Annotated in this window: 11 protein-coding genes; 1 reads left to right on the top strand and 10 read right to left on the bottom strand. The window is 73.7% G+C overall.

Translation table 11 applies throughout. The annotated features are described in order from the left end of the window. Positions 1-70: 70 nt before the first annotated feature. Genes ACLJTM_RS16830 through ACLJTM_RS16820 form a run of 3 tightly spaced genes read right to left on the bottom strand, consistent with a single transcriptional unit; the run spans position 71 to position 4,471 of the window. The gene (locus ACLJTM_RS16830) at positions 71-2,131 is read right to left on the bottom strand and encodes a SpoIIE family protein phosphatase (protein ID WP_411104408.1); all 2,061 of its coding nucleotides are present in this window, start codon (positions 2,129-2,131) and stop codon (positions 71-73) included. 41 nt (positions 2,132-2,172) lie between these two features. Beyond that, complete coding sequence (locus ACLJTM_RS16825; protein ID WP_411104407.1) at positions 2,173-3,411, bottom strand: aromatic amino acid transaminase; 1,239 nt, start codon at positions 3,409-3,411, stop codon at positions 2,173-2,175. Further along, positions 3,404-4,471 carry a DMT family transporter gene (locus ACLJTM_RS16820; protein WP_411104406.1) on the bottom strand — a complete coding sequence of 356 codons (1,068 nt, stop codon included), beginning with the start codon at positions 4,469-4,471 and terminating at the stop codon, positions 3,404-3,406. Before ACLJTM_RS16820 ends, ACLJTM_RS16825 begins: the two co-directional genes overlap by 8 nt. 229 nt (positions 4,472-4,700) lie before the next feature. Here ACLJTM_RS16820 and ACLJTM_RS16815 point away from each other — a divergent pair, with 229 nt between their 5' ends. Then, complete coding sequence (locus tag ACLJTM_RS16815; RefSeq protein ID WP_411104405.1) at positions 4,701-5,180, top strand: Lrp/AsnC family transcriptional regulator; 480 nt, start codon at positions 4,701-4,703, stop codon at positions 5,178-5,180. An 82-nt stretch (positions 5,181-5,262) separates the two neighbouring features. Here the strand turns inward: ACLJTM_RS16815 and ACLJTM_RS16810 are convergent, their stop codons facing one another. From ACLJTM_RS16810 to ACLJTM_RS16780, 7 genes are all read right to left on the bottom strand, one after another. Then, positions 5,263-5,781, bottom strand: a complete 519-nt coding sequence (locus ACLJTM_RS16810; RefSeq protein ID WP_411104404.1) for an O-acetyl-ADP-ribose deacetylase — start codon at positions 5,779-5,781, stop codon at positions 5,263-5,265. Further along, the gene (locus ACLJTM_RS16805) at positions 5,781-7,199 is read right to left on the bottom strand and encodes a phytoene desaturase family protein (protein ID WP_411104403.1); all 1,419 of its coding nucleotides are present in this window, start codon (positions 7,197-7,199) and stop codon (positions 5,781-5,783) included. The genes ACLJTM_RS16810 and ACLJTM_RS16805 overlap by 1 nt, the downstream gene beginning before the upstream one ends. An 89-nt stretch (positions 7,200-7,288) precedes the next feature. Beyond that, positions 7,289-8,113 (bottom strand): inositol monophosphatase family protein, encoded by an 825-nt coding sequence (locus ACLJTM_RS16800; RefSeq protein ID WP_411104402.1) that lies wholly within the window; start codon positions 8,111-8,113, stop codon positions 7,289-7,291. 148 nt (positions 8,114-8,261) lie between these two features. After that, positions 8,262-9,263, bottom strand: a complete 1,002-nt coding sequence (locus ACLJTM_RS16795) for a TIGR03842 family LLM class F420-dependent oxidoreductase (RefSeq protein ID WP_411104401.1) — start codon at positions 9,261-9,263, stop codon at positions 8,262-8,264. 20 nt (positions 9,264-9,283) lie between these two features. Beyond that, complete coding sequence (gene hydA, locus ACLJTM_RS16790) at positions 9,284-10,684, bottom strand: dihydropyrimidinase (protein WP_411104400.1); 1,401 nt, start codon at positions 10,682-10,684, stop codon at positions 9,284-9,286. 9 nt (positions 10,685-10,693) lie between these two features. Further along, on the bottom strand, positions 10,694-11,989 hold the full coding sequence (locus tag ACLJTM_RS16785) for an aspartate aminotransferase family protein (RefSeq protein WP_411104399.1): 1,296 nt from the start codon (positions 11,987-11,989) through the stop codon (positions 10,694-10,696). After that, on the bottom strand, positions 11,986-12,828 hold the full coding sequence (locus ACLJTM_RS16780; RefSeq protein WP_411104398.1) for a nitrilase-related carbon-nitrogen hydrolase: 843 nt from the start codon (positions 12,826-12,828) through the stop codon (positions 11,986-11,988). The genes ACLJTM_RS16785 and ACLJTM_RS16780 overlap by 4 nt, the downstream gene beginning before the upstream one ends. Positions 12,829-12,896 lie beyond the last annotated feature (68 nt).

Genomic DNA, 12,896 nt, shown 5'->3' with positions numbered 1-12,896 from the left:
GCCGGCCGTCCTCGCCGTCGCCGGCCGTCCTCGCCGTCGCCGGCCGTCCCCGCCGGACCGGCCCGCCCCGTCAGAGGGGCCGGGCGCGCGCCAGCAGCACCGCCACGTCGTCCTGGGGGGCGCACGGCAGCAGCCGTTCCAGGATTCCGTCGCACAGCTCCTCCAGGGGCTGCGCAGCCCCGCTCAGCACCCCCGCCAGCTCGGCCATGCCCTGGTCGAGGTCGCGGTCACGGGCCTCGATGAGGCCGTCCGTGTACAGGGCGAGGAGGCTTCCCGGGGGCAGCAGCACCTGCTCCTCGCGGAAGTCCCGGGCGCCGGTGCCCAGCGGGGTCCCGGGCGGGCCGTCCAGGAAGGCGACCTCCCCGCCGGGTCCGGCCACGGCCGGCGGCGGGTGCCCGGCGCGGGCGATCAGGCAGCTGCCCGACACCGGGTCGTGGACCGCGTAGACGCAGGTGGCCATCTCGTCCTCGCCCAGGTCGGAGACGACCGCGTCGAGCGAGCGCAGCAGCCGGGCCGGAGGCGCGTCCAGGCGCGCCAGGGTCCGCACCGCCGTGCGCAGCTGGCCCATCACGGCGGCGGCGTGGATACCGTGGCCCATGACGTCCCCGATGACCAGGCCGGTCCGGCCGCCGGGCAGCGGGATCACGTCGAACCAGTCACCGCCGACGTCGTGGTCGCTGGCGGGCAGGTAGCGGCCGGTCAGTTCGAGGCCCGCCACCTCGGGGAGGGCGCTGTTGGTGAGGCTTCGCTGGAGGGTGAGGGCCGCCTGCCGCTGGCGGGTGTACATGCGGGCGTTGTCGATGTTGAGGGCCGCCCGGGCGACGAGCTCGTCGATCAGGACCCGGTCCTGGGCGTCGAAGGGCTCGCGGGTGCGCAGCCGGGTCACGGCGACGGCGCCGAGCACCGTGCCGCGGGCGACCAGCGGGATCATGCGGGCCGACCCGAGGCCGGCGAGGTAGCTGCGCAGCCGTTCCGCGCGCGGGTCCCTGATCAGGGCCGGGACGTCGGAGGCGTACAGGTCCATGGGCCTGCCCTCGGCAATGACCTGCTCGTACACGGTGCCGGCCGGGATCTGGAAGGTCTGTCCGGCGGACAGTTTCGCGGTGGGTGCGTCCGGATCGGGGAAGGTGGCCGCCAGCCGGCGCAGGATCCCGTGCGTCGACGCCGCCGCCTCGTCGGGCTCCAGTACCGCTTCCAGGAGCTGTACGTCGGCGGAGTCCGCCAGCTGCGGTACGAGCACCTCCACGATCTCCCGGGCGGTCTGGCGCAGGTCCAGGGTGGTGCCGATGCGGGTACCCGCCTCCGCGAGGAGGGCGAAGCGCTGCCGGGACCGTTCGGCGTCGGCCTGGGCGCGCTGGCCCTCGGTGATGTCGATCAGGGAGGCGATGAGGCCGAGGCGGCGCCCGGCGCCGTCGAGGAGGGGGGCGTAGGAGCAGGACCAGGTCCGGTCGTGCTCGGGGTCGGCCGGGGTGCGGCCGGTGCGGCGGACGTCGACGACGGCGGTCCCCCCGTCCAGGGCCCGCTGCATCATCGCCTCCAGGGCGGTGGCGTTGACCCCGGGCACCACCTCGGTGAGCCGCCGGCCCAGGTGCGCCTCGGCGGAGACCCCGTTCATCCGGGCCAGGGCGTCGTTGACCCGGAGGAAGCGCAGGTCGGGGCCGAGGGTGGCGAGGCCGATGGGTGACTGGGTGAACAGGCTCTGGAGGGCGGCCAGCGAGTCCCGCATGTGGTGGACCTGGGAGGTCTCCACGGCGATGAGCAGGGCCCCCGTGCCGCCCTGGGCGTCGCGGGCGGGCACGATCCACATCTCCATCGGCACGCGGTGCCCGTCGCGGTGGCGGACCGGAAGGGTGCCGACGACCGTCTCACCCGACTGGACCCGCCGGGTCAGCTCACCGGCGAGCTCCCGGTTGGCATCGGGGACGAGCACGGCGGTGCCGTGGCGGCCGATGACGTCCTCGGGGCGGTGTCCCAGCAGGTCCTGCGCGGCCAGCGACCACTCGACGACGCGTCCGGCCGCGTCCTCCCGCCACAGGGCGATGGGGAGCAGTTCACGGAGCACTCCGGCGTAACCGACGGCGGGCACCGGCTGCTGCTCCGGCACTTCGCTCGTCGACTGGTAGGTGTCCAACGCAGGCGACCTCACCCCGGGGTGTCCGAAATCTTACCGATTCACCCTATCCGAGGCCTCGGCGCCAGGCGCTGTGTCGGCGGGGAGGGCTGCTCCAGGACCCCGGCGATGCCGCGCGCCAGGCAGGGGATCCGGTCCTCCGGGATGCCCGCGATGTTGATCCGCCCCGAGGTGGTGCCGTAGATGGCGAACCGGCGGCGCAGTGCCAGCATCCCGGGCGCGGAGAGCGGCAGCATCGAGAACATGCCCTTCTGCCGCGCGAGGGTGGCGGCGAGGTCGCCGTGGCCCCGCGCGGTCAGGCAGGCGGTCAGCTCCGCGCGGTTCGCCCCGATCCGGTCGCGCATGAGGTCCAGCTCCGTGCGCCAGAGCGCCCGCAGGCCCGCGTCCTCCAGGACGGTGGTCACCACGGCCGCGCCGTGCTCGGGGGGCATCGAGTACAGGGTGCGGGCCGCGTTCTGCAGGGCCGTCTCGGCGTGCCGTACCGCCCGGGCCGAGGCGCCGAGGACGATGGCGCAGCCGGTGCGGTCGCTGTAGAGCCCGAAGTTCTTGGAGCAGCTGACGGCGATCAGCATCTCCGGCACCCGCTCGGCCAGCATGCGCGTGGCCCACAGGTCGGCCTCCAGGCCGTCGCCCAGCCCGTGGTAGGCGAGGTCGACGAACGGCACCCAGCCCGCCCGGCCGGCCAGCCCGGCCAGGGCCTCCCAGTCCTGACGCGCGGGGTCGGCCCCCGTGGGGTTGTGGCAGCAGCCCTGGAGCAGCACCACGTCCTCGCGGCCCGCGCCGGCCAGGTCCCGCAGAGCCCCGGCGGCGTCGAAGCCGCCGGCGGCGTCGCGCCAGGCGTAGGTGCGCACGGTCAGGCCGGCGGCCTCCAGGATGGGGCGGTGGTTGACGTACGCGGGGTCGCTGATCCATACGGTGGTGCCCGGCCGGGTCCGGCAGACCAGGTCGGCCAGCAGCCGCAGCGCCCCGGAGCCGGCGACGGTCTGCACGGCTGCCGCCCGGTCGGCCGGGCCGCCCGGGCCGCCCGGGCCCAGGACCATGCCCAGCAGGGCGCGGTTGAAGGCGGCGTTGCCGGACAGCCCGCGGTACTCCTTGGACTCGGAGCGCTCCGCCAGGCGGATCTCCGCGGCGCGCACTGCGGCCATCACCGGGGTGCTGCCCGCCGGGTCGCGGTAGACGCCGAGGACGAGGTTCAGCCGCTCGGGGCGCTCGTCGGTGCCGAACTCGTAGGTCAGGTCCCACAGCGGGTCGGTGGGCGGCGGGGGGAGGAGCTCAAGCATCGGCAGGGACCTCGGGACGCGGGCGGACACGGCTGCGCACGGGCGTGCGGGAGCGCAGGGGCGTGCGGGGGCGGGCGGTGGCGCGGGGGCGGCCGGGACCGGTGCTGCGGCCCCGGCGGTTGGCCAGGACGACCCCGGCGGTGATGAGGGGCACCCCGAGGAGTACCGCGGGGGTCGGCGACTCGCCGAGCAGCGGCACGGCCAGCAGGACGACGGCGACCGGGCTGAGACTGCCGACGACGGAGCTGCGCTCCGCTCCCAGCCGGCGGATGGCGAAGGCGTACAGCAGGCCCGCGCACAGGCCGACCCCGAGCCCCTGCACCACCAGGAAGAGCGCGATGTCACCGGTGGCGGCCCGGGCGAGCCCGGTCGGCAGTGCCCCGGTCAGCACCAGCAGCCCGACCAGCACGAAGGAGGGCAGGCACAGCAGGCCGATGGAGCCCACCGGGTCGAGGTCCACGTCGCGCAGCCCCACCGTGTACAGCGCCCACAGGCCGCTGGCGACGAGGAGGGTGCCGGCGCCTTCCAGGACGCCGGCGTCCACCGGGACCACGTGGCGCCAGACGAGGGCGGCCACGCCGAGGGCGATCAGGGCGAGCCCGGCCGCCTGGGTGCCCCGGGGCGCACCGTGGCCCCGGGCGGCCATCAGCGCGCTGACGAAGAGCGGCACCATGCCGGGGACGATCGAGCCGACGAAGGCCGCGGAGGTCAGGGAGCCGCCGTGCATGGCCGCCAGGAAGAAGGGCACCCCGGCGCCGCAGACGATCTTGGCTGCGGGGCCGGGCCGGACCGCGGCGATGCGGTGGCGGCGGCGCCACAGGGCCGGGAGGAGCACGAGCAGCGGTACGCCGAACCGCAGCAGGGCGGCGTCGGCGGGCAGCAGCGAGGAAGCGCTCAGGGCGCGGGCACTGAGCGCGAAGGCCGCCCAGATGGCCACGGTGACCAGGAGGGCCGCCACGCCCTGGGCCTGCGGGGAGAGCCCGCGCCGGCCGGGGTCGCCGGCCTGCGGGACTGCCGTACCGGAGGGCGGGGGCGCGCCGGTGGTGTGCGTCGCGACCAAGGAAGTGCTCCAGCCTCTTCGACGCGGACCGGTCCGGTCCGCACGGGGCAACGCTAGGGCGTGGAGCGGGGCAGCCGATTGCCAGTTCTGCCCCCTGGGCCTAGCGTGGGGGCAGGATCTGCCAAGAACGGCAGGACAGACCCCGGCCCTGCCGCGGTATCGCCCGGTATCTCCCGTCCGCCGCCGCAGTCCCGGCGGCGCGCCGGGCACGCACCCGAGGAGCACGGCCATGGACGCGGTCGACCTGCAGATCATCCGAGAGCTGCAGGCCGACGGCCGCCTGTCGAACCAGGACCTCGCCGACCGCGTCCGGCTGTCCCCCTCCCCCTGCCTGCGCCGGGTCCGCCGGCTGGAGGAAGCCGGCCTGATCCGCGGCTACACGGCGATGGTCGACCAGGTCGGCTTCGGGCTCCCCGTCACCGTGTTCGTCCGGATCAGGCTGGAGCGCCACACGGCGGAGGCGGTCCGCCTCTTCGAGGAGCACGTGGCGGGCATCGAGCACATCCAGGACTGCTACCTGATGGCGGGCAGCAGCGACTACCTGCTGCGGGTGGTCATCGAGGACCTGGAGGCGTACGAGGCCCTGGTGCGCCACCGGATCCACGCCATCCCGGGCATCGCCTCGATCGAGTCGAGCTTCGCGTACGGCAGCGTCAAGCAGTCCCGTACCTATCCCCGGCCCCGCCCCGGGCACTCGGCCCCCCGGTGACCCCCGGTCCGCCCCCGAACCGGGCGGGCCGATGGCCGCCGGACGCGGGCACGGACGCCGGCGCCCCGTCCGCGGACCGGTCTCAGGAGGCAGCTGCCAGCGCCGCCTCGAAGGCCCGGTACGCGTCCGCGTCGAACAGGACGAAGCGGACCTCCTCCACCGAGGTGCCGGCCGCCCGCACCGTCTCCACCGCGATCCGGGCCCCGTCGTCGATCGGCCAGCCGTACACGCCTGTGGAGACGGCCGGGAAGGCGACCGTACGGGCTCCCAGCTCGTCGGCGACTCGCAGGGACTCCCGGTAGCAGGAGGCCAGCAGCTCCGAGCGGTCCTCCTCGCGCGACCAGACCGGGCCGACGGTGTGGATCACGTGCTCCGCGGGCAGCCGCCCCGCCGTGGTGGCGACGGCCCGGCCCGTGCCGAGCCCCCTGCCGTAGGAGGAGCGCCGCAGGTCCTCGCAGGCGGCGAGGATCTCCGGGCCACCCTTGCGGTGGATGGCGCCGTCCACTCCCCCGCCTCCGAGCAGCGAGGAGTTCGCGGCGTTCACCACGGCGTCGGCCTCTTCGGCCGTGATGTCGCCCTGGACGAGGGTGATGCGCACCATCAGGATTCCTTCCGCAGTCGGCGCCAGACCGCCTTGGCGGCGTTGTGGCCGGACATGCCGTGCACTCCCGGCCCCGGCGGGGTCGCGGAGGAGCAGAGGTAGACCGCCGGATGCGCCGTCGTGTACGGGGACAGCGAGAGCTTGGGCCGCAGCAGCAATTGGAGTCCGGAGACGGCTCCGCAGGCGATGTCCCCGCCGACGTAGTTGGCGTTGCGGGCGGCGAGCTGCGGCGGGCCGGCGGTCGCACGGGCCAGCACCAGGTCGCGGAAGCCCGGCGCGAAGCGTTCCAGTTGGCGTTCGACGGCCTCGGTCAGGTCGCCGTCCCAGCCCGCGGGGACGTGCCCGTACGCCCAGAACACGTGCTTGCCCGCAGGAGCCCGGCCCGGGTCGACGAGGCTGGGCTGCGCGGTGATCAGGAAGGGGTTGCGGGGCGCCCGGCCGCCGGAGGCGAGCTGCAGGGCGGCGTCGATGTCGCGGCTCCCCGGGCCGATCTGGACGGTCCCGGCCCGGCGCGCCTCCCCCGCGGTCCAGGGGACCGGGCCGTCCAGGGCGTAGTCGATCTTGAAGACGGAGGGGCCGTAGCGGTAGCGGTCGTACGCGTTCCCCAGCCGGGCGATGCGCGCCAGCGCGGTCGGCGAGGTGTCGAAGACGTACGCCCGGGCGGGCGGGAGCTCGTCGAGCCGCTTCACCTCGCATCCGGTGTGGACCGTCCCGCCCAGCTCGCGCAGGTACCCGGCGAGGGCGTCCGAGAGGGACTGCGAGCCGCCGCGCGGCAGCGGCCAGCCGTTCGCGTGCGCGGCCAGCGCGAAGACCAGGCCCACCGCGCCGGTGGCGATCCCGCCGAGCGGGGCGTTGGCGTGCGCCACCAGCCCGGCGAGCAGGGCCCGGGCCCGGTCGTCGCGGAAGCGGCGCAGGAGCCAGGTGGACGGCGGCAGTCCGGCCAGTCCGAAGCGGGCGAGGGTGACCGGGTCCCGGGGCAGCGCCGTGCTGGGCAGGGACATGAAGTCGCGGGCCAGGGTGTCCCACCGGCCGAGGAACGGCTGCACCAGCCGCCGGTACGCCCCCGCGTCGCGCGGCCCGAAGGAGGCGGCCGTCTCGGAGACCGAGCGCGAGAGCACGGCGGCCGTGCCGTCGTCGAAGGGGTGCGCCATCGGCAGCGGGGCGTCCAGCCACTCCAGGCCGTGGCGTTCGAGCGGCATGCCGGCGAAGACCGGTGAGCCGGCGCCCAGCGGGTGCACGGCCGAGCAGGGGTCGTGCCGGAAGCCGGGGAGGGTCAGCTCCTCGGTCCGGGCTCCGCCCCCGACCGTCTCGGCGGCCTCGAAGACGGCGACCGAGAAGCCGCGCCGGGCCAGTTCGACGGCGGCCGTCAGCCCGTTGGGCCCGGCCCCCACCACGACCGCATCGAGAATGGACGGCACTTGCGACTCCTTCGTCCGGCGGCGCCACGGCCCCCAGGATATTCCGCCCCCGTGCGGGGCCCGTCGCCGCCCGACCGGCGGGACTTCGCTCACGCGCCGCGCAGCAGCTCGCGGATCCGTACGGCGGTGGCCTCGTCCCGGCCCACCGCGAAGGGCAGCGCATTGTCCCGGTCCACCCGGAAGGGGATCCCGTCGACCGTGCTCTGGGCGCCGCCGGCCTCCGCGACCAGCAGCAGGCCGGCCGCGTGGTCCCAGGCGGAAGGCCAGGTGAAGGCCAGCGCGTCCATCTCGCCGCGGGCGACCTTCAGGTACTCCAGGCCGGCCGAGCCGCAGGGCCTGGCGGCGACCCCCGGCACGTCGAGCCGGGCGAGGGTGCGCTTGTCGGCCTCGGAGGTGTACAGCGGATGGGCCATGGCCACCCGCAGCTCGGCGCCCGGATCGGGCGAACCGCTGTGGATGCGCACCCCGTTGACGTGGCTGCCCTGCCCGCGTACGGCGGTCGCCAGCTCCTCCAGTGCCGGGGCGAAGGTCCAGGAGGCGAGGATCTCCCCGCGGTGGGCCAGCGCCACGAGGGTGCAGAAGGCGGGGTCGCCGCCGACGAACTGCCGGGTGCCGTCCACCGGGTCCACGATCCACACCGGCGCGTCGCCGCGCAGCGCCCCGTACACGGTCGGGTCGGCGTGCACCGCCTCCTCGCCGACCACCGCCGAACCCGGCAGCAGCCGGGTCAGCGAGGCCGTGAGGTGCTCCTCGGCCTGGCGGTCGGCGATGGTCACCAGGTCGTGCGGGCCGCTCTTCTGGTCCACCTCGTGCTCGGCGAGCTGCCGGAATCTCGGCATGATCTCGACCGCAGCCGCCTTGCGGACGGCTTCTTCCACGTCGGACAGGTCACGGGACAGGAAATCGTCGATCATGCGTCCATCACACCACGCCCGGCCGACAAACCCCACCGCCCGGGGCGACGGACGGCCGGACTCCGGGTGGCCGCGGGGTGAACCGGCCCGGCGGACGCCCGGCGAGCGGATGCGGATCACCCGGTCAGGGGGCCAGCGGGTCAGCGGGTCAGCCGGTCAGGGCCGGGATGACGTCGCAACCGTAGGCGTCGATCGTGGCCTCCTTCGCGTCGTGCATGTCGTAGACGGCGAACTGGTCGACGCCGAGGTCGCGCAGGACGCGCAGCTTCTCGATGTGGGCCTCGGCTGGGCCGAGGAGGCAGAAGCGGTCGACGATCTCGTCGGGGACGAAGTCGGCGGACGGGTTCCCGGCACGGCCGTGGTGGCTGTAGTCGTAGCCCTGGCGGGCCTTGACGTACTCGGTGAGTTCGTCGGGGACCATCGAGGAGTGCTCGCCGTAGCGGGACACCAGGTCGGCGACGTGGTTGCCGACCATCCCGCCGAACCAGCGGCACTGGTCGCGGGCGTGCGCCAGGTCGTCGCCCACGTAGGCGGGGGCCGCCACGCAGATGGTGATCGCATCCGGGTCGCGGCCCGCCGCGGCGGCCGCCTCGCGGACGGACTTGACCATCCATTCGGTGAGGTAGGGGTCGGCGAGTTGGAGGATGAAGCCGTCGGCCTTCTGCCCGGCGAGGGCCAGGGCCTTGGGGCCGTACGCGGCCATCCAGACGGGCAGCTTCCCGTCCTTGATCCACGGGATCCGCAGCGGCTTGCCGTCCACCTCGGCCTCGCGGCCCTCGGCGAGACCGCGGATGGCGTCGATGGCCTCGCCGAGGCGGGCCAGGGTGTTGGGGGCGCGTCCGGCAACCCGCATCGCCGAGTCGCCCCGGCCGATCCCGCAGACCGTGCGGTTGCCGTACATGTCGTTGAGGGTGGCGAAGGTGGAGGCGGTCACCTCCCAGGTGCGGGTGCCCGGGTTGGTGACCATCGGGCCGATGGTCAGCTTCTGCGTGTTGGCCAGGATCTGGCTGTAGATGACGAACGGCTCCTGCCACAGCACGGCGGAGTCGAAAGTCCAGCCGTAGCGGAAGCCGTTGCGCTCGGCCCGCTTCATGAGGCTGACGACCTGGGAGGCGGGCGGGTCGGTCTGCAGGACGAGGCCGAAGTCCATACGGGCGGCTCCTTACTGGCTTACAGGTACTGGCAGGTGGAGCGCGGGACGAACACCCCGTGGCCGGCCCGGCCGGTGTACTCGCGCCCGTCGATGACGAGTTCGCCGCGCGAGAGGACCGTGTCGACGCGTCCGGTGATCCGCCTGCCCTCGTACGCCGAGTAGTCCACGTTCATGTGGTGCGTCTCGGCGGAGATGACCTGCTCGGCGTGCGGATCGTAGAGGACGATGTCGGCGTCGGAGCCCGGCGCGATGGTGCCCTTCTGGGGGTAGAGGCCGAACATCCGGGCCGGGGTCGCGCAGGCGATCTCGATCCAGCGGCGGCGGCTGATGTGCCCGTCCAGGACGGCCTGGTGGAGCAGGTCCATGCGGTTCTCCACGCCGGGCAGACCGTTGGGGATCTTGGAGAAGTCGCCCCGGCCCAGTTCCTTCTGGCCCCGGAAGCAGAAGGGGCAGTGGTCGGTGGAGACCACCTGGAGGTCGTTGGTCCGCAGCCCCCGCCACAGGGCCGCCTGGTGCGCGCGGGGGCGCAGCGGGGTGGAGCACACGTACTTCGCTCCCTGGAAGTCGGGTTCGGCGAGGTTGTCGGTGGACAGAAAGAGGTACTGCGGGCAGGTCTCCCCGAAGACCGGCAGGCCCTTGTCCCGGGCGGCGGCGAGCTCGGCGACCGCCTCCTCGGCGGAGACGTGCACCACGTACAGCGGGGATCCGGCGACCCGGGCGAGCTGGATCGCCCGGTGGGTGGCCTCGGCTTCGAGCAGGACCTTGCGGACCTCGCCGTGGTGGCGGGGGTCGGTCTCGCCGCGCGCCAGGGCCTGTTCGACGAGGACGTCGATGGCGATGCCGTTCTCGGCGTGCATCATGATCAGCCCGCCGTTTCCGGCGGCCCGCTGCATGGCGCGCAGGATCTGCCCGTCGTCGCTGTAGAAGACGCCGGGGTAGGCCATGAACAGTTTGAAGGAGGTGACGCCCTCGCCGACGAGGAGGTCCATCTCCTTCAGGGTGCCCTCGTTGACGTCCGAGAGGATCATGTGGAAGGCGTAGTCGATCGCGCAGTTGCCGTCGGCCTTGTCGTACCAGGTGTCGAGCCCCTCGCGCAGGGCGCGGCCCACGCTCTGCACCGCGAAGTCGACGATGGTGGTGGTGCCGCCCCAGGCGGCGGCGCGGGTGCCGGTCTCGAAGGTGTCCGAGGCGGCGGTGCCGCCGAAGGGCAGTTCCATGTGGGTGTGCGCGTCGACGCCGCCCGGGATGACGTACTTGCCGCTCGCGTCGATCGTCCGCTCGGCGGTCCAGGCGTCCGCGGCCGCCGAGCCGTGTGCGGCGAGGGCCGCCACCCGTCCGTCCTCGATGAGGACGTCCGCGTGCACTTCGTCGGCGGCGGTGACGACCAGGCCGCCGCGGATCAGGGTGCGGTTGCTCATGGGGTCCCCCTACTGGATGCTGCGGAGCGCCTGTTCGAGGATGTCGGCGCCTTCTTCCGCCTCGGCGACGGTGAGGGACAGCGGCGGCGCGATGCGCAGCACGCTGGTGTTGTGGCCGCCGCCCTTGCCGATCAGGAGCCCGCCGGCGCGGGCGGCCTCCAGGACCGCGGCGGCCGCGTCGGGGTCGGCCCGGTCGGTGCCGGGGCGGGTCAGCTCCAGCCCGGCCATCAGGCCGCGGCCGCGCACCTCGCGTACGGCGGGTGCGTGCGCGGCGACCGCGCGCAGCCGCTCCAGCAGCAGGCCGCCGACGCGGCGGGCGTTGCCCTGGAGGTCGTGCTCCAGGAGGTAGGAGAGGTTGGCGAGGCCGGCGGCCATGGTGACCGGGGAGCCGCCGAAGGTGGAGATGGAGTTCGCGTCCAGGCAGTTCATCACCTCGGCACGGGCCACGACCCCGCCGATGGACATGCCGTTGCCGATGCCCTTGGCGAAGGTGAGGATGTCCGGCGGCCCGTTCTGGGCGTGGGCCTGCCAGCCCCAGAAGTGCTCTCCGGTACGGCCCCAGCCGGTCTGCACCTCGTCGCTGATCCACAGGATGCCGTGCCGGTCGAGGACCTCGCGGAAGGCCCCGTAGAGCCCGTCGGGCGGGGAGGTGAACCCGCCGACGCCCTGGATCGGCTCGGCCAGGAGCGCGGCCACTCCCCCGCGGGTCTGGCCGAGTACGTCTTCCAGGTCGGCCACGGCCGCGGCGGTGAACTCGGCGTCGGGCAGGGCGGCGAAGGGGCCGCGGGTGCGGACGGCGCCGTGCACGTAGTGCGTCTGGAGCGGCGAGAGGCTGGTCGGGGACCAGCCGCGGTTGCCGGTGACGGAGACCGTGGAGAAGGACCGCCCGTGGTAGCTGTTGCGCATCGCGAGGATCTGGTTGGAGCGGCGGTACGTGGTCGCGAGCAGCAGGGCGGTGTCGTTGGCCTCGGTGCCGGAGGTGGTGAAGAAGACCCGGGCGTCGGGGATGCCGGACACCGCGGCGACCCGTTCGGCCAGCTCGACCATCGGCCGGTTGAGGTAGAGGGTGGAGGAGTGGATGATCCGCCCGGCCTGCTCGGAGACGGCCTTGGTGACCTCGGGCAGGGCGTGGGCGGTCATCGTGGTGAGGATGCCGCCGAAGAAGTCGAGGTAGCGGTTGCCGTCGGCGTCCCAGACGTAGCGGCCCTCGCCGTGGGTCAGTTCGAGGGGGCGGTCGTAGTAGAGGGCGAGCCAGTCGGGCAGGACGGCGGCGTGGCGGCTGTGCAGGGGGATCGGGTTGGTCACGGCTGTACGAGCCCTCCGTAGGCGTCGGGGCGGCGGTCGCGGTAGAAGGCCCACTGGTCGCGGACCTCCTTGATCAGGTCGAAGTCGAGGTCGCGGACGAGGAGTTCCTCCTCCTTGTCGCTGGCGACGTCACCGACGAACTTGCCGCGCGGGTCGACGAAGTAGCTGGTGCCGTAGAAGTCGTTGTCGCCGTACTCCTCCTGGCCGACCCGGTTGATGGCGGCGACGAAGTACTCGTTGGCGACGGCGGAGGCGGGCTGTTCCAGCTGCCAGAGGTGCGCGGAGAGCCCGCGGTGCGTGGCGGAGGGGTTGTAGACGAGCTGGGCTCCGGCCAGGCCCAGTTGGCGCCAGCCCTCGGGGAAGTGGCGGTCGTAGCAGATGTAGACGCCGATGCGGCCGACGGCGGTGTCGAAGACGGGCCAGCCGAGGTTGCCCGGGCGGAAGTAGTACTTCTCCCAGAAGCCTTTGACCTGGGGGATGTGGTGCTTGCGGTACTTGCCGAGGTAGCTTCCGTCGGCGTCGATGACGGCGGCGGTGTTGTAGTAGAAGCCTTCGCTCTCCAGCTCGAAGACCGGGACGACGATCACCATGCCGGTCTCGCGGGCGAGGTCCTGCATGCGGCGCACGGTCGGGCCGTCGGGGACGGCCTCGGCCCAGCGGTAGTGCTCGGGTTCCTGGACCTGGCAGAAGTAGGGGGCGTTGAAGACCTCCTGGAACCCGATGACCTTCGCTCCCTGGGCAGCGGCCCGGCGGGCGTGCTCCTCGTGTTTGGCGATCATCGATTCGGTGTCTCCGGTCCAGGTGGCCTGGACCAGAGCAGCACGGACGACTTGGGCCATGAGCTGCTCCTCGCGACGGGAACGCCGGGTTCTACGCACGTAGACGGAGTGCGTAGGGAGTAGAACGT

The sequence above is a fragment of the Streptomyces sp. cmx-4-9 genome (assembly GCF_046548835.1).
Lineage (GTDB): Bacteria > Actinomycetota > Actinomycetes > Streptomycetales > Streptomycetaceae > Streptomyces.
The sequence above is the reverse complement of the archived record's forward strand: the minus strand, read 5'-3'. Positions and strand labels throughout refer to the sequence as shown.